The organism is Providencia sp., assembly GCF_040396775.1.
GTDB lineage: Bacteria > Pseudomonadota > Gammaproteobacteria > Enterobacterales > Enterobacteriaceae > Providencia.
Genome location: NZ_JBEBNT010000004.1, coordinates 217,597 through 237,343, shown reverse-complemented (window position 1 = coordinate 237,343; position 19,747 = coordinate 217,597). Strand labels below are relative to the sequence as shown.

15 protein-coding genes and 1 pseudogene are annotated in these 19,747 nt (G+C 44.0%); 11 read left to right on the top strand and 5 right to left on the bottom strand.

Features of this window, described 5'->3' with window-relative positions:
• Positions 1 to 97 precede the first annotated feature (97 nt).
• From ABWP91_RS07540 to ABWP91_RS07530, 3 genes are all read right to left on the bottom strand, one after another.
• A complete protein-coding gene (locus ABWP91_RS07540) occupies positions 98 to 1,504 on the bottom strand; it encodes a cytochrome c peroxidase (RefSeq protein ID WP_353242743.1) in 1,407 nt (468 codons plus the stop codon).
• Positions 1,505 to 1,993: 489 nt separating this feature from the next.
• On the bottom strand, positions 1,994 to 4,456 hold the full coding sequence (locus ABWP91_RS07535) for a hypothetical protein (protein ID WP_353242742.1): 2,463 nt from the start codon (positions 4,454 to 4,456) through the stop codon (positions 1,994 to 1,996).
• Positions 4,457 to 4,469: 13 nt separating this feature from the next.
• Positions 4,470 to 7,172: a P-loop NTPase fold protein gene (locus tag ABWP91_RS07530; RefSeq protein ID WP_353242741.1), complete on the bottom strand. Its 2,703-nt coding sequence runs from the start codon at positions 7,170 to 7,172 to the stop codon at positions 4,470 to 4,472.
• A 456-nt stretch (positions 7,173 to 7,628) separates the two neighbouring features.
• On the opposite strand from ABWP91_RS07530, the gene ABWP91_RS07525 reads away from it, so the two are divergent.
• The 11 genes and pseudogenes from ABWP91_RS07525 (at position 7,629) to hycI (ending at position 18,988) form a co-directional block, all read left to right on the top strand.
• Positions 7,629 to 8,246, top strand: coding sequence for a 4Fe-4S dicluster domain-containing protein (locus tag ABWP91_RS07525; RefSeq protein WP_219244801.1), 618 nt, complete (start codon positions 7,629 to 7,631; stop codon positions 8,244 to 8,246).
• A gap of 1 nt (position 8,247) precedes the next feature.
• On the top strand, positions 8,248 to 10,263 hold the full coding sequence (hyfB, locus tag ABWP91_RS07520) for a hydrogenase 4 subunit B (protein ID WP_353242740.1): 2,016 nt from the start codon (positions 8,248 to 8,250) through the stop codon (positions 10,261 to 10,263).
• Between the two features lie 11 nt (positions 10,264 to 10,274).
• Complete coding sequence (locus tag ABWP91_RS07515) at positions 10,275 to 11,225, top strand: respiratory chain complex I subunit 1 family protein (RefSeq protein WP_353242739.1); 951 nt, start codon at positions 10,275 to 10,277, stop codon at positions 11,223 to 11,225.
• 13 nt (positions 11,226 to 11,238) lie between these two features.
• Positions 11,239 to 12,681 carry a hydrogenase 4 subunit D gene (locus ABWP91_RS07510; protein ID WP_353242738.1) on the top strand — a complete coding sequence of 481 codons (1,443 nt, stop codon included), beginning with the start codon at positions 11,239 to 11,241 and terminating at the stop codon, positions 12,679 to 12,681.
• A 12-nt stretch (positions 12,682 to 12,693) separates the two neighbouring features.
• Positions 12,694 to 13,344, top strand: a complete 651-nt coding sequence (gene hyfE / locus ABWP91_RS07505; protein ID WP_273803478.1) for a hydrogenase 4 membrane subunit — start codon at positions 12,694 to 12,696, stop codon at positions 13,342 to 13,344.
• A gap of 4 nt (positions 13,345 to 13,348) precedes the next feature.
• A complete protein-coding gene (locus ABWP91_RS07500) occupies positions 13,349 to 14,929 on the top strand; it encodes a hydrogenase 4 subunit F (protein ID WP_353242737.1) in 1,581 nt (526 codons plus the stop codon).
• A 1-nt stretch (position 14,930) separates the two neighbouring features.
• On the top strand, positions 14,931 to 16,664 hold the full coding sequence (locus tag ABWP91_RS07495) for a hydrogenase large subunit (RefSeq protein WP_353242736.1): 1,734 nt from the start codon (positions 14,931 to 14,933) through the stop codon (positions 16,662 to 16,664).
• A 14-nt stretch (positions 16,665 to 16,678) separates the two neighbouring features.
• A complete protein-coding gene (gene hyfH / locus ABWP91_RS07490; protein WP_353242735.1) occupies positions 16,679 to 17,227 on the top strand; it encodes a hydrogenase 4 subunit H in 549 nt (182 codons plus the stop codon).
• A complete protein-coding gene (locus ABWP91_RS07485; protein ID WP_353242734.1) occupies positions 17,227 to 18,009 on the top strand; it encodes an NADH-quinone oxidoreductase subunit B family protein in 783 nt (260 codons plus the stop codon). The genes hyfH and ABWP91_RS07485 overlap by 1 nt, the downstream gene beginning before the upstream one ends.
• Positions 18,002 to 18,421: pseudogene (locus ABWP91_RS07480) on the top strand (formate hydrogenlyase maturation HycH family protein); the annotation flags it as partial. The gene ABWP91_RS07485 and the pseudogene ABWP91_RS07480, both read left to right, overlap by 8 nt.
• A 114-nt stretch (positions 18,422 to 18,535) precedes the next feature.
• A complete protein-coding gene (gene hycI, locus ABWP91_RS07475; protein ID WP_353242772.1) occupies positions 18,536 to 18,988 on the top strand; it encodes a hydrogenase maturation peptidase HycI in 453 nt (150 codons plus the stop codon).
• Between the two features lie 122 nt (positions 18,989 to 19,110).
• Here hycI and hybG read toward each other — a convergent pair whose 3' ends face one another.
• Together hybG and hypA are read right to left on the bottom strand one after the other, a co-directional pair.
• Positions 19,111 to 19,383 carry a hydrogenase maturation factor HybG gene (hybG, locus tag ABWP91_RS07470; RefSeq protein WP_353242733.1) on the bottom strand — a complete coding sequence of 91 codons (273 nt, stop codon included), beginning with the start codon at positions 19,381 to 19,383 and terminating at the stop codon, positions 19,111 to 19,113.
• Between the two features lie 21 nt (positions 19,384 to 19,404).
• On the bottom strand, positions 19,405 to 19,746 hold the full coding sequence (hypA, locus tag ABWP91_RS07465; protein WP_353242732.1) for a hydrogenase maturation nickel metallochaperone HypA: 342 nt from the start codon (positions 19,744 to 19,746) through the stop codon (positions 19,405 to 19,407).
• Position 19,747: the final 1 nt, after the last annotated feature.

Genomic DNA, 19,747 nt, shown 5'->3' with positions numbered 1-19,747 from the left:
ATGCACAGCTCGAAATATAATAAAAATAGCGGGGGGAGGCAAATAAAATAGCACCGTAGCCTAAGCCCGCGGTGCTATGCAAAGATTATTCAATCAATCATTGTTTCGCTTCGTTTTGTGAGACATACGGTGTGTAAACACCCGTTAGACTCTTCAGGAAGGCGACAATATCGTCGACATCTTTTTGTGGTAACTCTTTACCCACTTGATAACGTAACATCAGTTTGACTGCTTCATCTAATGTTGCCACATCACCACGGTGGAAATACGGAGCGGTTAACTCAACATTGCGCAGAGTTGGCACTTTTTGGCGTAGTTTATCGCGCTCCTCAGAGGTGACATTCATGCGGCCGATGTCTTGTGCTGTGACTTCACCAAATTCATAGTCTTTCTTCAAACCTAGCGGTTCGAAAGAACGACCACCGAGGATCACGCCGCCGTGGCAGGTCGCACATTTATTCTCTTTAAATAATTGATAACCATGCAACTGTTGCGCTGTCAGTGCAGTGCTATCACCACGTAACCAATTATCGAATGGTGAGTCTGGGGTGATTAAGGTTTTTTCGAATTCCGCGATGGCATCCGTGATGCTGTCGCCTGTAAACCCTTCAGGGTAAACCGCATTGAAATCCTGTTTTAATACCGGGTCTTTATCCAGTTTTACAATGATTTCATCCCATGATTTGGACGCCATTTCGATTGGGTTTAATGGTGGGCCACCGGCTTGTGCTTGTAAGTCAGGAGCACGACCATCCCAGAATTGCTCGACGTTAAACACAGAGTTGAACACAGTGGGTGCGTTGATTGGACCAACGGCACCGCCAACACCGATAGAGGTTTTACGACCATCAACACCACCTGCGTTTAGCGCGTGACAGTGAGCACAAGAGATGGTGCTATCCCCAGATAAGCGAGCGTCATGGTACAGACGGAAACCTAATGCCACTTTCTTATCATCTACGTCCAGTGATTTTGGGATGGGTTGGATTGGCTCGTTGCGGTGCTCCGCCGCGGTGTCTTCGGTGGCATAATGCTCTGCGCGTTGCTTCGCAATCCAACCAAGTAATTTATCGCGTTCTTCGTCACTTACGCTACTGGCCCAGTGCAGTGCGACATAGCGTGTTGGTGGCATGGTGTGGTTCTGCATCACCCACTCAATTTTATTCAATTCGCTTTGAGGAACCGGTTCCCCAGCAATTAACGCAGCGCGAGCAGCTTCAAGGTTAAAGGACTTATAACCCAGCTGAATATCGTACTCCATCAGTTGTTTAGCAATTGGAAATGAGGCATAAGCAGGTAAGTCAGTTGACGGCGTGTGACAGTAATCGCATCCTTTTTCGGCAAAGAATTGGAGGACTTGATTATTTTCTGCAATTTTAGATGTCTGAATGTCATTATTTTGTCTTCGTTGATCATCGTGGTACCACACATATCCCGATAACCCAAAATAACCGAGTAAAAGCAAAAATATGACAGCGACCGTAATGCGAGTAAGTTTTTTCATTACACTATCCTTGGAAGATTGCGGTCAAATATAATTAAATATTTTTAGTTAATATAATTCTACAGCCGGACTATGATGGATAAATAAAGCAAAATGGTTCTTGATTTTTATCAATGATAACCATTGGTTTAATCGATTGTTGAAATAAGATTTACCTATCAATAAGAGCGAAATATATTTTTATCGTTTTTTGTTTTCCATAATAGCATGATTTATATTGATTATTTTTATTTTGGTGATTTTGTTTTTATTTGAAATTATCATTTATTACTGACTGGTCATTAATGATGACTTTGCTGTTAATTCAAATAAATTAAGTAAATTTAACAAATTTTAATATAAGTTAAGTCGGATTTTATATTTATTGCAAATTAAATGCATATTTAAAATGAATCAAATAAAGAAATAAATAAAGCGTGAATTAAAAATAATGATGTAAAAATAGGGGGAGTTAGAGCTTAGAAAAACTAAGCTCTAACTATATCAAAATTATCTTTCAGCTAAGGTAAATACAGGGGGGGAGTATGAGTGACTTGGCCCTTTAAATTGATAAATCCGGCCATTTTCATTTATTTTTGATGCTTCATTTAATGCATCTCTTTCGGAGTACCCATATTCTTCAGTTAATGTTGAGAAAATATGGTAAAACTCATTTCTCATATCAGTCACAAAAATGCCAGGATCATCGGATCCCAGAGAAACAATCATTTTTTTGTCTCCATCAATAATGCGTTCTGGAACCTGAATCCAGCGAAAAATATGGTGTTCTTTCATTGAATTATAATGGCTGATACGAACATTACTGGTAGGGAGTGTTTCTATTATAATCTGCTTTTCAGCGATGATTCCTTGAACAAACTGTTGTGCTTTAATCAGCATCTCACTTGTTACTTCGTTAAGTTCAAATTCTTTTTTTTGCTCATATTGTTTAATGACATCTCTGCTGAACCAACGTTCTTCTAAAATTCCTAGAACTCTGTTATCAATATTTTTAACTAAATCATATTCTTCATTTTTTGATCCTAAATGAAGAATATTCGCATTTTTTAATTTATCTTGAACTATCTCTGGTGAAAGCCCTCGATAATTAAAGAATTGTTGTAAATCATCTAATGCGATATTTTTATTGAAAATTTTATAAGATAACTGGCTGATTTCTGATTCTAAATGCGAAAGTGAAAAATTTACAGATGGATCACTTAAAGAGATGTAGCGCAGGAAAAGCAAGTTTTCTAACCAACTACCTTGAGTTAAGAATAAGCTATCAGGCATTTGGGATATCCAAAATTCTGGCGAAATTCCGATTGCAGTAGCATGCCCTAAGCGATCGCCATTTTCAAGATCTAAAAATATAATGGCTTCATATATCGCACGAATGCCATTTAAAAGATGTTCAAAATCTTCTCCAACGTGATAAGTAAAATGTTGCATACCATTACGCCTACTGTAGCGGTATAGTTCTGCAAAAACTTCAGGGGGGGTTTCTAACTCATTTGCAGCAGCATCAATCCCTGTAATGATATTTTTTAACTTGGGATTACTATTTAATAATTCGAAGAGTATGTATGCATTTTCCATCACTTTTTGTCTTACAATGTGATGATGGTAACCACTTTCTTTCTTCCATGGTAACTTTATGAAATGAGCAACGAGTTTCAAGTTTGGTCTTTTGTAGCTAAGCACATCTTCTGCAAGTTTATTCAAGTTGCTAGTAGTATTTAGTAAGTTTTTCCCTTGAGCATAGGATAAAAAACCTTGCAGTATTGCACTAATAATTTGCTCATTTTTTCCCAATGTATTTTTGGGAGCAAATCGGCCTTCAAGTGTTGCTAGATCAGGGCGGCCATTTATTTTAGCACCGTGTAGCTGGTGAAATCGTGCGACATAATCTTTTTCATAACTTTCTCGTATTCCATCGTCAGCAAATTTTTGGAATTGGTCAAATCCATATTGATCGCTACGCTGTACGAGTATGCGTTGAAAATTATTTAAGCATAAAAGATAGAGCAAATAACAGATATCATAGGTATCTGAAGGGGTTTCTTTTAGTTTTCCTAGTATAGAAATATGAAGATCCGTTTCAGCAATATGCTGCCAGCAATTTTCTTGCTCAAAGAAATTTTCTTCGAGGAAAAAAGAAACTGAGTCTTGATTAAAAGATAAATTATTTTTCTTTAATATCTGATAAACCGAATCCCTATATACATCGAGTTGTGGGTGTGATTGTACCCACGCGAGTAGGAACTGGCGTAGCCTTCGTGCAATCTTAAGGAGTTTTTCATAGTGCTTAGGGTGATTTAAAACACTATTGGTAGAGTACAATAATTGGACTCGAGGTTTTTCGTATTCAGATTCTAAGTCATGGAGAATAGTTTCTGGGTGACATAATGAAAAATGCCATATTGATTCTAACGGCGTCGTGCCATTTAAATGCATATGGCTTTCATTTAAGCCATGTTGTTCAATATAGTCTTCAACCAAAGGGTGGATAGGCGAAACTAACGTCCTAAAACCCAGTAAGCCCTTGAGTTTTAGGCGCCGTTCTATCGGGTTTTTAAGGTAATTTTCTAAGAGGCCAAAACTTTCTATCCTTGCAGCAATAACAGGTAAGCCCGATTGATCAGCGAGCCAATTTTGCCATTCTGAAAAGCGTTTAGTTTTGATTGCGATGTATCGTCTATCAGGGATAAAATGATAGCGAACAACTTGGTTGAGTAGTGCACGGCTAAGCGATTTTTCTTCTTCTTTTCTTGCGATTAAATTTTCCCAATGTTGATGAAATACTTGGTCGATATGCACAGAGTTACTTTGATGCCAGCTCGCATAAGCAATCTGTTTGATACGTGGAGCATGATCTTTAATCAAAGAGTAACCACACATTATATCTGGTAATGTGTGGCATAGCATTTCATAGAGTTTAGGCTCTGAAAGTAAATGCGTGTTAATAAACATATTAGCCCCTAAATTAGTTTTTGAAACAGCCCATAATAGGCAGGGCGGCAATGCTTAATTGAAGAATGTTCTTATTTTCAATCTCCGAATTGAAAGAATTGAAAGAATCGAGAAATTTTGACTCTTGATCCGTTTTAAATATTTTTTTTATTTCTTCATAAAGTGTTATTTCAAATGTGGAGTTTTTTGATGTGTTGGAAATAAATGGCCATAATAATGGGCATGTTATTAACTTGAAGGTAATAGGTAAAGATTCTTTGAAATTTATATTACTCGACTCAATTGACTTTAAATTTTTCACTAATTCATCAGGTGTTGTATTTGTATTCCTAGCTTTTGATAAAACATCAAATTTATCTTTACTTAAGGACTTATTATAGCGGAACTCTTCGATTAGTGTGGCGTTTATTAACCCCCATACGTATCTTGAAAATAAGTCGCTTAATAAAATATCATATTTTGTTCCTGTTTCTGTTTCTGTTCCTATTTCTGTTTTTGTTTCGGTTCCTGTTTCTTCTTTTTTTTCTATTTTAATTTTATATTGCTGTTTTTCAATTGATTTTTCGGATATTTGATTTAAAGTGTAGTTTAATCTAGCCCATATTTTTCCAATTAAAAGTGATGATACTTCAATATTTAATGGTGTTTTTTTCCACTCCTGAATTAATGTTTCAAGCTTGGCTGAGTGGTTGCTAGAATTATTTTGTACTTCTCTATCATCATTATCATCATCAGAATCATCTTTATCACCTGTATCTTTTCCTGAAAGAAACGTAGGGTAAATATAGGTTTGAATTGGTGTTAAACTTTCTATTGTATAGTTAGCATCTGAATTATCATCAAGTAATTCTGCAAGAGATGCTAAAAGCCCATAGATTGAAATGTAGTCCCTATTTTCAGTTGTTGTTGTTGCATAGTGAGAGGAAATAAGAATTGTTTTTGCAGCTACATAATCAACAAATTCCCAATCGTTATTATCATGCTTTTTAGCTAATGATTCTAGCGATGGAATTCTTTTGTTTGATGTATTTCCTACATTCTTAAGCAAATTCTCAAATATATTTTCATTAAATGTCGATGGTTTTCGTCTTGGTGTTCTAATAACACCTGCTTTGATCGCTTTACTTTTCACCGGGTCATACTTATCTAATATTATGGGGCTAAAATGTGCTGCTAAGCTGGTAATTCTTTCATTACGGTTAAGCCCTATATAATCAAGGTAATCATCAAAAGTATGTTTTTCTTCTAAGTTATTAGCAACATAGGTGAGATAAATATTTGAAACTGCCCCCCCAGCGAGCATCATTTTGAATACATTGCTAATATTATTGTTACCATTTTTTTCACTAGAGAACACATTTGAAATTGCGGATGAAATATACAATTTTGCGGCATTATAGCCAGACTGGTCGTAATTGCTATCTGGTCTTGCATAGTATCCCGTCTCTAACTCACCATGGCGATAGAGTAATTTAAACAGTTCAAAACAAATAGAGTTTATATGGGGTGAAGATTGGGAAATATTATCCAATTGCATTTTTTCTTTTACAAATGAACCAATAAACCCATGATATAATGCTTGTTTAAAAATCTCGGAAGGATTATTTTCTTTATTTTCTTTATTTTCTTTATTATCTTCTGCTTCAAGCAGGCTTCTCATAAGCTGTAATACTGTTCTAACGGGTTGGTTTAAAATAAAATCGATATGAGAGCTTAAGTGCTGTTTATTGATGTGTAATGATTTTAATAATAAATCTTCAAGAAGTCCTCTAATTTTTAATGTTGGGTTTGCATTTTTATGCCGAATTGTTATAGGATAAGTTTTTTCTATATCACTAAGTTTTTTTAAATTAATTCGTTGATCTACAGGTAATAATTTTAGTAAATATTGCTGTTCTAGTTGCTCTACGAGCATGTCTTCATTATCAGACATTGTTTTTGATGCAACTTCCTCTTGTTTGGTATTTTTAACGATATGACTGTAAAGTTTTAAGTCTCCAGAAAGTAAAATAACAAGCTGAGGATGGGTTAAATAGCAGCGAATCACTTCTAAAACTTCTTTTGCTTTTGTTGTTTTGGTATCAACATCATCAATAGCGATAATTAAAAGTTCACAGCCTAGTATTGAAGTTATAGTGTCAATAAACTCATGAAAATTCTGCTCTAATGACTGGCCGCTTGATGATTTGCTGATTGCAGCTTCTAAAAAGCTAGCTGCATCGTATCGAATTTTATCGTCTGGAGATGATAAAAGCTTTAACCCATTAGCCATTTTTTCAAGGCTTTCTCTAAATTTATGATGATTATTCTCGTCTTTACAGCAGGTTAGAGAGTTGTTAACTAGGTTAGTGAGTTTGGTGACAATATCGATTAATATATGTTGGTGAGTTTCAACGAGAGTAGGGTCAATTAAGGGTAAAGAGATGAACTTTTTATTTTCAGATTTGTATTTAGCTAAAATAGAATGAAGAAACGTTGTTTTACCCGCTCCTCTTTCACCATGGATAAAAATGGTATTATTCTTTCTTTTTAGATAAAGGCTATCATAAACGTTATTTATTATGTTTTCTTTAGATGCAAACTCCTTAAATGAAGTCAATAAATTATCAATCTGTTTAAAACTGTCAATCTGTAGATTTTGATGGCTCTCAATGTCGATAAATTGATTGTTTAGTGAAGAGGACAGGTCTAAGAAAATTTCTATCTTGTCAGTCATTTTTTATTCCATTAATCAGTTTTAATTATCCGTATTTTACGTTAATAATGATTAAAATAAATATATATAGATTTATAAATAACTGAATAATAAATCCAATAGTATTTTATTAGAATTAGATCACATTTATTATTTGTCACTCCATTTTCCTCAGTTTTAGCGATTAGTTTTAAAAAATGAAAATATAAGTATTTTTACAGGTTTATATTTTGTTTTTTTACATTTAAATTGAAAAAATCAGACTGGTTTTTATGTGATAATATTTCAAATAGTTATTATTACCCTCCTTATATTAAGTTTCCTGCCTTGTTTCCACCTTATCGTCATTACTGTCGAAAAGGTATGACGTAAAATATAACAATTTGATTAATAACAATATTATTTCTGGCATGAAATATGCTAATACAACTCCATCAATATGAATAATTCGACCAATTTGATTGGAGGGTAAGGCGAATGAATCGCTTTGTGATTGCCGACCCGCAACTCTGTATCGGATGTAATACCTGTATGGCTGCATGCTCAGAAACACATAAAGCACAGGGATTACAATCACATCCGAGACTAAGTGTGGTGAAAGTAGGAGAGCTAACCGCCCCGATGCTGTGCCGTCAGTGTGATGATGCACCGTGTGCGCGGGTGTGCCCAGTGAATGCGATTACACATGAAAATGACATGATCGTGTTGAATGAAAGTCTGTGCATTGGCTGTAAGCTTTGCGGCCTAGTATGTCCGTTTGGGGCGATTACGCCTTCGGGCAGTAAACCTGTCGATATGCCTGATTTCTTTGAGCAATATGTGCCAAAAGAAATGCTGCTCGATGTGCCAGACAGCTTGCCGACCATGAACCCATTCTTAGCGTGGAATGCGGGTATTCGCAATATCGCCGTGAAATGTGATTTATGTGATTTTAGCGAAGATGGCCCTGCATGTGTGAAGGTTTGCCCAACCGATGCCCTCCATCTGGTTGAGGAAAACCAATTGGAAAACGAAAGTGCGAAACGCCGCAATGCGTCTGTCGATGCGATGCCGCCAGAGTTCGACATTTTTGTCTCACGGCAGGAGAACCTCTAACATGACAGCGCTTCAATTACTTTTGTGGTCAATTGCCTTATATACCGTCGGCGGGTTTGCCTCGCTGCTGTTTAAGCGCCAAGAAAAAATTGCCATTTATGTGGCGGGGATTTCGGCGATTATCGGTGGTTTATTGGGGTTATGCAGTGCCATTCCCGTTTTAATGAACAGCGAAGTGCTGACGTATATGGCACAAGGGCCATTCCCCTTTGCCCATTTTGTGGTGCGAATGGATAGCTTAGCCGCCTTTATGGTGATGGTGATTTCGTTGTTGGTCACCGTCAGCGCCCTGTATTCGCTGAATTATGTTCAAGAATATTATGGACGTGGTGCGTGGAGCATGGGCTTCTTTCTCAATCTGTTTATCGCCTCGATGGTGGCCTTGGTGGTAATGGATAATGCGTTTTATTTCATTATCTTATTCGAAATGATGTCACTCGCGTCTTGGTTCCTGGTTATTGCTGACCAAGACGACAAATCGATTCGCGCTGGCCTGCTGTATTTCTTTATTGCCCACGCAGGGTCGATTCTTATCATGATAGCCTTCTTCTTAATGTGGCGGCAAAGTGGCAGCTTAGATTTTGATTCCTTCCGTCAACTCACGCTTTCACCAACCATGGCATCGGTCGTGTTCTTATTGGGATTTTTTGGCTTTGGCGCCAAGGCAGGGATGCTCCCATTACATAGTTGGTTACCGCAAGCTCACCCCGCAGCACCGTCACATGCCTCTGCCTTGATGTCAGGGGTGATGGTGAAAATCGGTATCTTTGGGATCATCAAAGTGGGTATCGACCTGTTAGGCGCAACCCAAAGCTGGTGGGGCATAGTGGTCTTGGCCTTTGGTGCGGTGTCTTCTGTCCTTGGAGTCATGTACGCGCTGGCAGAGCACGATATCAAGCGCTTACTGGCTTGGCATACCGTTGAAAACATCGGGATCATCTTGATGGGCGTCGGTGTTGGCATGGTCGGTATGGCAAATAACATGCCAGTACTGGCGACTATTGGCCTGCTCGGTGCGGTTTACCACTTGCTCAACCACGCGGTATTTAAAGGGTTGCTATTCCTTGGGGCTGGAGCGGTGATTTACCGTATTCATACCCGTGATATGGAGAAAATGGGCGGGTTAGCGAAACTAATGCCATTGACGGCAACCGCCTTTTTAATCGGCTGTATGGCGATTTCAGCATTACCGCCTTTAAACGGTTTTGTCAGTGAGTGGTACACCTATCAATCTCTTTTCTCAATGAGCCACGAAGGCACATTCATCATGCGTATCAGTGGCCCTATCGCTATTGTGATGTTAGCCATCACAGGAGCATTGGCGGCGATGTGTTTTGTGAAAGTGTACGGGGTCAGTTTCTGTGGCGGCGCGCGTAGCGAACAAGCTACCAAAGCGCGGGAAGTGCCTTGGACAATGACTGCGGCGATGCTGATTTTAGCGGCTATCTGTGTGGTTTTAGGTGTGGGTGCCAGTGTGATAGCCCCTGTATTGGCGAATGTGGCGATGTCATTAACTAGCGCCACGGATATTACTGTTGCTCAAGGGGCAATGCTCATGCCAGATAGCGCGGCACAAGCGATGATCTCCCCAGCGATGACCTTCGTTCTGTTGCTCACCTTACCGCTTATTCCGTTCATTATTTACTTGGCATTCAAAGGCAAACAAATGGGCTTTCGCCGCAAAGGCGATGCGTGGGCATGTGGCTACGCGTGGGAAAAAGACATGTCAGTGTCTGCGGGGGGCTTTACTCAACCGCTGCGTTCTATGTTTGCGCCACTATACCGTATGCGTGAGCAACTCGACCCATCGGCACGGTTGGCGCAAACCTTAGAAGTCACGAAAGCAGGGGCGGGGAAAGTTGAGCCTTTCTGGGATGAAAAAATTATTTATCCGTTCGTCCGTTGTATTAATCGAATTGCGAAGCGCATGCAGTGCTTACAAGGCGGGGACTTCAGGTTGTATTGCCTGTATGTCGTTGCTGCGTTAGTGGTGCTGCTCGTCGTGATAGCGGCGTAAGGGGAGAAACCATGACAATTCAAGAAACACCGACATTGATGATGGGGCTCTTTGCCGTAATTCAAGCCGTTATTTTGCTGCTGTTAACTCCGTTATTCACCGGTATTTCACGGCAAATTCGCGCCAAAATGCACTCGCGCCAAGGCCCCGGTATTTGGCAGGATTATCGCGATATTACCAAGCTGCTAAAACGTCAATCTGTTGCGCCACGTGACTCAGGAGCTATTTTTCGCATCATGCCCTATGTGCTGCTTGGCAGCATGCTGCTGTTGGCGATGGCTTTGCCCGTTTTCACGTTGAACTCACTGTTTAGCGGGGCGGGTGACTTAATTATCGTGCTGTACATTTTTGCGCTGTTCCGTTTTTTCTTTTCACTCTCAGGTTTGGACACGGGTAGCCCGTTCGCAGGAATTGGGGCAAGCCGTGAGCTCACGCTTGGGGTGTTAGTCGAACCGATTTTATTCCTTGGCCTATTGGTGGTGGCGCTGATTGCCGGCTCAACCAATATCGGCACTATTAGCTCGGTGATGAATGAAGGCTGGATTTCGCCCACCGCCACTTTTTTAGCCTTGTTAGCGTGTGGTTTTGCCACCTTTATTGAAATGGGGAAAATCCCGTTTGATGTGGCAGAAGCAGAGCAAGAGCTCCAAGAAGGGCCATTAACGGAGTACTCAGGTTCAGGTTTAGCATTGGTGAAATGGGGCATTGGCCTCAAACAAGTGATTGTGGCGGTACTGTTTTTATCCATCTTCTTCCCATTTGGTAATGCCAGTGTGTTGACGGTGGGCAGCTTGCTGATTGCGTTAGTGCTGTTGCTGGTGAAATTACTGGTGATTTTTGTGCTGGCGTCGCTGGTGGAAAACAGTCTGGCGCGTGGGCGTTTTTTACTGACGCACCATGTGACGTGGTTAGGGTTCGGTGTTGCGGCACTTGGATTCGTTTTTTACCTCACTGGCCTATAAGGAGCGACACAGCATGTTAGAAAATATTGCACTCGCCACGCTACTTATTCCCTTTATTGGCGCATTACTGGTGAGTAGCTTACCCACTCGTATGGCACCGTGGCTGAGCACCGTTGTTGCACTGATTGCTTCAATCGGTACGGGGATACTCGGCTGGCTATATTTATCCGGTGGTAAAGTTGCCACTACGCTGACCCTGATCCAAGCAGGCGATGTCGCGCTATTCGGCTTTACCATTGACGGCGTTAGCACGTTGATTGCCTTTGCAGTCGTGTTCTTAGGTTTTTTAATCTGTTTGTATTCAACGGGTTATTTAACTGAGGGGAACAGGGAGCACGCCCATGGGCCGACTCGTCGTTATTACGCATTCTTGCTGATATTTATCGGGGCAATGGCTGGTGTAGTGCTATCGTCCACCATTTTAGGCCAGTTAGTCTTCTTCGAAATTACGGGTGGATGCTCTTGGGCACTGATTGGTTATTACCAAACTGAAAAATCCCAACGCAGTGCGATGAAAGCGCTGTTGATCACCCATATTGGTTCGTTAGGGCTGTATTTAGCCGCGGCCACTTTATTTATCAACACAGGGACATTTGCACTGAACGCCATTGGTCAGCTCAATGAGTCTGCAAGTTTGATTGTGTTTGGTGGGATTTTATTCGCTGCGTGGGGGAAATCAGCCCAACTGCCTCTGCAAGCGTGGCTGCCTGATGCCATGGAAGCACCTACCCCAGTGAGTGCTTACTTACATGCGGCATCGATGGTGAAAGTCGGGGTGTATATCTTCGCCCGTAGCTTGATGTCCTCGGATCATGTGCCTGAAATCATTGGCTGGGTGGGTGTGGTGATGGCAGTTATCACGCTGGTGTATGGTTTTATGATGTACCTGCCACAAAAAGACATGAAACGCCTGCTGGCATGGTCAACCATCACTCAACTGGCTTACATCTTCCTTGCCCTGTCGTTATCTGTTTTTGGGTCGAAAGAAGCTTTCCAAGGCGGTATCGCCTATATCTTCAACCACGCATTCGCCAAAAGCTTGTTCTTCCTCGTTGCAGGTGCGCTGAGCTATAGCTGCGGAACACGGATGCTGCCACGTTTACGCGGCTTAGCAAAACGTTACCCACTGTTGGGTGTTGGTTTTTGTGTTGCCGCACTGGCAATTGCTGGGGTACCACCGCTTAACGGTTTCTTCAGCAAATTCCCTATCTTCGCGGCAGGCTTCGCCCTTTCTGAACACTTCTGGATCTTAACGCCAATTATGGTGCTGGTATTGATTGAATCGGTCGCTAGCTTTGCATGGCTACTGTACTGGTTCGGCAAAGTGGTGCCCGGTGAGCCAAGTGAAGACGTGGCAAACGGCAGTGCTGTGCCATGGGCAATGCAGTGGGTGATTGGTTTGCTGATCGTGATGTCCTTCGGTTCGAGCGTGATAGCCGTCATCTGGCTCAATTAAGGGAGAGAAAGTATGACTGGTTCCATGATTGTGAATAATTTAGCGGGATTGATGATGATCACCTCGCTGTTGGTTATCGGGGCGAAGCGCCCTGTGACCTCATGCTGGTTCTATGCCTTGCAATCGCTGGTGTTAGTGGCGATTTTTGGCACCTTGTCCCAGACCCTCCATGCCCCTGAACTTGCGATGTGGGCGGGGTCGGCATTTATCACCAAGGTGATTTTAGTCCCTGTGATTTTAGGTTATGCATTTCGTAAGCTGTCAGACCCGTCAGCCAATGGCGGGGTGATCAGCCCTGCATGGTTGATGTTAGCCGCGGCAGTGATTGTGGTGTTGTGCTGGTTTGTGGTCGAGCCTATCAAATTACCGATTGCCACGGAGCTAAAACCTGCGTTGGCGGTTTCCCTCGGTCACTTTATGTTAGGTCTACTGTGCATCGTCACGCAGCGCAATATCCTCAAACAGGCGTTTGGTTACTGCTTGATGGAAAACGGCTCTCACTTGACCTTGGCTCTACTGGCTTATAAAGCGCCTGAGCTGGTGGAAATTGGTATCGCCACCGATGCGATTTTCGCCGTGATTATCATGGCGGTACTGGCGCGTAAAATCTATCGCACGCTCAACACACTGAACGTGGATCAACTGACCGCGCTGAAGGGGTGATGAGATGAGTCAAAGTATGTTGTTAACGTTATTAATGGCAACGCCACTGGTGATTTCACTTTTGGCTTTTGCGTGCCAATTGCTGGGCAGCGGTGCAAAACCTGCCGTTACACTGGTGCATACCGTCGGCATTGTGGCGCTGTTGGTTTTGTCACTGTGGATGGTCAATACCATCAGCGAGGTCGGTGATTTGCTGATGGCGGGGAACTGGATCCACCTCGATAGCCTAGCTGGGTTATTTCTCGCCATCTTAGGTATTGTCGGCTTCTTAACGGGTTTGTATTCCATTGGCTATATGAATCATGAAGTGGCTGATGGGGAGATCAGTGTAGGAACCCTATGTAATTACTATGGTTTCTTCCACCTGTTCTTATTTACCATGCTGTTGGTGATCACCAGTAATAACCTGATTTTAATGTGGGCGGCAGTGGAGGCAACCACACTGAGCTCGGCGTTCTTAGTGGGTATTTATGGGCAGCGTTCGTCACTGGAAGCAGCGTGGAAATACATCATTATTTGTAGCGTGGGCGTGGCATTTGGCCTGTTCGGGACAATTTTAGTGTACGCCAATGCGGTCAATGTGATGCCAAACCCAGAGCTCGCCATTTTCTGGACCGAAGTGCTGAAATACACGGAATTGCTCGACCCAACTTTGATGCACTTAGCATTTGTCTTTGTGCTGATTGGTTTTGGTACCAAAACGGGTCTGTTCCCAATGCACGCTTGGTTACCCGATGCGCACAGTGAAGCGCCAAGCCCAACCTCTGCGTTACTTTCTGCGGTACTGCTTAACTGCGCGCTGCTGATCATCATTCGCTACTACATTATCGTGACCTCCGCGATTGGTGGCGAATTCACTCAAACGTTGTTGCTGGTGTTTGGTTTGCTCTCTGTGGCCGTTGCCGCGTTTTTCATCTTAGTGCAAAAAGACATGAAACGCCTGCTGGCCTATTCCAGTGTGGAAAATATGGGGCTAATTGCGGTGGCACTAGGGATTGGTGGCCCATTAGGGGTGTTAGCGGCCTTGCTGCATACCTTGAACCATAGCTTGGGCAAAACCTTGCTGTTCTGCGGTTCAGGGAACGTTTTATTGAAATATGGCACGCGGGATATCACCGTGGTGAAAGGCTTACTGCGTACCATGCCATTTACGGCAGTGGTGTTTGCCGGCGGCGCATTGGCTTTGGGCGGTATGCCGCCATTCAATATTTTTCTCAGCGAATTCATGATAGTGGTGGCGGGGATCGCCGCTAACCATTTCTGGTTAACCCTGCTGGTTTTAGTGTTGATCACTATCGTGTTAGGCGGATTGGTGCGCATGATTTCGAAAACCTTATTTGGTGAGCAACCCGACTGTGTGTCTCGTGGTGAGTTGGGTATTTTAACTACCTTGCCAATGGCAATTCTCATCGTATTGATGTTAGTGATGGGAACCCACATTCCACAATCGGTTAGCCGCTTACTCGAAAATGCCGCCACCATTGTATTAACCGATAGCGCGGCAGCCTCAACAGAATCAACTCAATTACATTACCAATGGCCGTGGGGTGTTAGCACCTCTACCGCATCAGTGCAGGAGAAATAACGTGAGCTATCAGAACTATACAGATACCCTTCAAGGCGTTCGCAAAGGCGTTGGCTATCTGGAACAAGTGCGCGAGAAATTTCCCCATGCGGTGCTGGATGAAGAGTGGCAGACCGCTAATCAGCTCACCATTACCGTGAAAACGGATATACTACCTGAGGTGGTGGAGTTTCTTTACTACGGCTGTGGCGGTTGGTTACCAGTTTTATGGGGCAATGATGAACGCCCACTCAATGGCCAATTTGCCGTGTATTACGCGCTTTCCATGGAAGAAGGGGAGAAATGTTGGGTGACGGTGAAAGCCTTTGTTAGCCCAATAACCCAAGAATTCCCCTCTGTGACGCCGCGTGTCCCTGCGGCCGTCTGGGGGGAGCGCGAAATTCGCGATATGTACGGGCTGCGCCCCGTTGGCTTACCTGATGAACGTCGCTTAGTACTGCCTGATGATTGGCCAGAGGATTTATACCCGCTTCGTAAAGACACCATGGATTATCGCCAACGCCCAGCGCCAACCACAGATACCGAAACCTACGAGTTTATTAACGACAGCAAAACCCAAAGCCGCGTTGTGCCCATTGGTCCGCTGCATATTACCTCCGATGAACCTGGGCACTTCCGCTTATTCGTTGATGGCGAGCGTATTGTCGATGCGGATTACCGTATGTTCTATGTCCACCGTGGGATGGAAAAACTGGCAGAAACCCGTATGGGCTATAACGAAGTCACGTTTTTATCTGACCGTGTCTGCGGCATTTGTGGTTTTACCCATAGCGTGGCATATACCTCTTCGGTGGAAAATGCCCTTGGTATTTATGTGCCGCAACGTGCGCACACCATTCGCAGCGTGCTTTTAGAAGTCGAGCGTCTTCACAGTCACTTATTGAATATTGGTTTAGCGAGCCACTTTACCGGTTTCGACACGGGGTTTATGCAGTTTTTTCGCGTGCGTGAAAAATCCATGACCATGGCGGAATTGCTAACTGGCGCACGTAAAACGTATGGGACTAACCTGATTGGCGGCGTTCGCCGTGATTTCCTCAAAGAACAGCGTGTGAAAACCATTCAGTTGGTGCAGGAGATGCGCCGTGATGTGACCCAATTGGTGGATATGTTACTGAGCACGCCAAATATGGAACAACGTACTGTCGGCGTAGGGCGTTTAGAGCCACAAATTGCCCGTGATTACAGCCCTGTGGGGCCGATGATCCGCGCGAGCGGTTTTAAACGCGATGTACGCTTTGATCATCCATTTGCCGATTATGGCAACTTACCAAAAACCTTATTCAGCCTTGATGGCTGTGATGTGTATTCAAGGGTGATGGTACGCATTAAAGAAACACTGGATTCCTTGTCGATGATTGAATACGCGCTGGATAACATGCCAGAAGGGCCAATCCTTACAGAAGGCTTTACCTATCAGCCCCATAAATTTGCATTGGGTTATACGGAAGCGCCGCGCGGGGAGGATGTCCACTGGAGCATGTTAGGGGATAACCAAAAACTGTACCGCTGGCGCTGCCGTGCGGCGACCTATGCCAACTGGCCAGTGCTGCGCTATATGTTGCAAGGCAATACAGTTTCCGATGCGCCGCTGATTATTGGTAGCCTTGACCCTTGTTACTCTTGTACTGACCGTGTGACGCTGGTGGACGTGAAAAAACGCAAAGCCAAAACCGTGGCATACAAAGAACTTGAGCAGCACAGCATCGACCGTAAAACGTCGATAATGAAATAGGCGGAGGGCATATTATGTTTAAACTGTTTAAAACCCTTCAACATGCAGGAACGGCGACGGTGAAATACCCGTTCAAGCCCCTCGAAGTGGCTCACGGATTTCGCGGTAAGCCTGAATATGACCCGAAGCAATGCATTGCCTGCGGCGCCTGTATTTCCGCGTGCCCTGCTAATGCGTTAACCATGGAAACTGACTTAGCAAGCGGTGAGCGTCGTTGGCAGCTATTTCTTGGTCGCTGCATCTACTGCGCCCGTTGTGAAGAAGTGTGCCCAACTCGCGCCATCCATTTAACGGAAGAATTCGAAACGGCAGTCATGAACAAGGCTGATTTGTATATGAAAGGCACGTTTCGCTTACAACATTGCCGCCAATGTGGCGAAGCATTCGCCCCTAAAAAATCGGTGGATTACGCGATGGCGTTAATGGTGGCGTCAGGTATTGAAGAACGCGGTATTGAAGCGCTACGCCCGATGTATGAAACCTGCCCATCCTGTAAACAAAAAAATAATTTGCTGAACAATGGCCGCCAAAATTTCCGCCTGCACATTGAGGGAGGTAAATAATGAGTCTGCCAGATATTCCTATTAATCATCACGTTAGCCAGCCTATCCAATTGGATGAGCAAGTGGCTAAGCTGAAAAGTACTCTGCTCAAAGACATCAAGCGCTCCGCCTATGTGTACCGTGTTGACTGCGGCGGCTGTAATGGCTGCGAAATCGAAATTTTCTCAGCAATTACCCCCGTTTTTGACGCAGAACGCTTCGGTATCAAAGTGGTTGCCTCCCCTCGCCACGCAGATATTTTGCTGTTCACTGGGGCGGTCACTCGCGCCATGCGCATGCCTGCATTACGGGCTTATGAGTCCGCACCCGACCCAAAAATTTGTATCTCCTATGGGGCGTGCGGTTGTGGTGGCGGTATTTTTCATGATCTGTATTGCGTGTGGGGCGGTAGCGAGCACATCGTGCCTATCGATGTGTGGATCCCTGGCTGCCCGCCAACCCCTGCGGCGACCATTTATGGCTTTGCCGTGGCTCTGGGGTTGCTGAAGCAAAAATTGTCAGCGCAAGACCACCATGAAGCCGAGGATGAGCGTGTTGAGCTGATATTGCCATCAATTCCGCTCGCTACTCGGGTGATGATCGAACGTGAAGCGCGCCGCCAAGCGGGTTATTACCAAGGCCGTGAAATTAGCGACCGGTTTTTATCCTTATTAGATGGCGCGAGCCCAGCCCAAGTTCAAAGCACATTACAAACGTGGCTCAACGAAGATCAAGACCCCCGTTTGCGTGACATTGTTAACCGTTTAGTCGCTGTGTTGAAGCAAGGAGGCATTCATGACTAGTCCAGCTTCGGCTAGCCCTTCGCCAACGGAAGGCGAAGTCTTTTTTTGGTCTTTGCGCCAAAAGTTTGTCGACAGTGACGATGACATTCCAGAAGATGCCCAGCAAGTGATGTATTACTCGTTGGCGATAGGTCACCACGTTGGGATGATTGATTGCCTAAAAACCGAGCTAGTCTGCTCGCTAGCGGGCTATCAGTCTTGGGTTCAAGCCTTACCTGAGGGGGAGGCTCGTCGTAAGTTACAAGGCTTAATCACCTTTGGTGAAATTAATATCGACTCGACCCACACCAATATGTTGGCGCTGGCATTAGATGGTTTTGCTAAAGACCCGCAGTCCCCTTACCAAGCGTGGAGCGAAACGCTCATTCAGCTTCTCGGCGAAATTGAGCGGGAACCCGCGATTTATTTGATTGTGAAACGGCAGGGCGTGGGGCATACCACTCGACAAGGTTCCCCATCATTAGGTGATGAATTTGCTGAAAACAAGGTATTAGCCGAATCAAACCAACCCTCTGTACAAAACCTGATGTTGGCTGTTGGGAATAGCATGATGGGGGATGACGGTGCAGGGCCGATGTTATTCGATTTAATGGAAGCCAACCCGATTGATGGCTGGCAGGCGATTAACGGCGGGAGCAGCCCTGAAAGTGTGTCTCACCAAGTGCGTGCATTAAAACCCCAGCGCTTGTTGATTGTGGATGCCGCCGATATTGGCTTAGCACCGGGTGAAATACGAATTATTGACCCCGATGATATCGCTGAAATGTTTATCATGAGTACTCATAATTTGCCTTTAAATTTTTTAATCGACCAATTAAAAGAGGATATCGAAGAGATTATTTTCTTGGGTATTCAGCCGGACTTAGTGGGTTTTTATATGCCAATGAATGAGAGGGTGATTTCGGCAGTGCAGCAAGTGTATGCCGCGTTACCTCAGTGGCAAGGGTTAGGCGGTTTTACCCTGTTTGAGGGAGAATAAACGCCTAGGGGCTGTTTATCTTTTATGGTTGATTTTTATTCGAATTAAAGCCATTTTAGGCAAGAGCCTCTGTCCCTAAGGGCGGATCGCAGTGCGGTGAGGCGCTGCGATTTGTCCTCGGTTTAAGCATTGCCCCGTAAAAAGTAGCCTACATCTTCCTCGACTTCTTCCATCGCCATGAGTGCGGCAAGGGTATCGTGCGCTTCTTGCTCATCAATAATGCTCATCGCAAAGCCCACGTGGACAAGCACCCATTTGCCCATCATTGCCGCAGTTTCCCCTTCACATACCAGCGCAATATTCACATCGCGTTTGACGCCGCAAACTTCAACTTGGGCGGTATCCATCGGGGATTCGCCTACGCTGACCACTTTTCCGGGGATGCCTAAACACATAACAAACTCCTACATAGAATATTATTCAACTTCAATTTGTTTGACCTGCATGCTACTGCTGCTGTCCACGTGTAAGTTTCGGCTGCCACAGTGTGGGCAGCCCGCTTCAAATTGGGTGATTTGCACGGTACGTTGGCAATCGCGGCATTGTGCCTGCGCAGGTACGGTAGACACATGGAGCGTAGCGCCTTGCGCAAGGGTATTGCGGCAAATAATGTCGAAGCAAAAATGCACCGCTGACTCTTCGACGCAGGAGACCGCATTTAATTCGAGCCACACCCCTGTGACGCGCTGGGCATGGTTTTGCTTGGCGTGTTGCTCTATGATTTCAAAGGCATTTTGGCATAATGCAACCTCATGCATG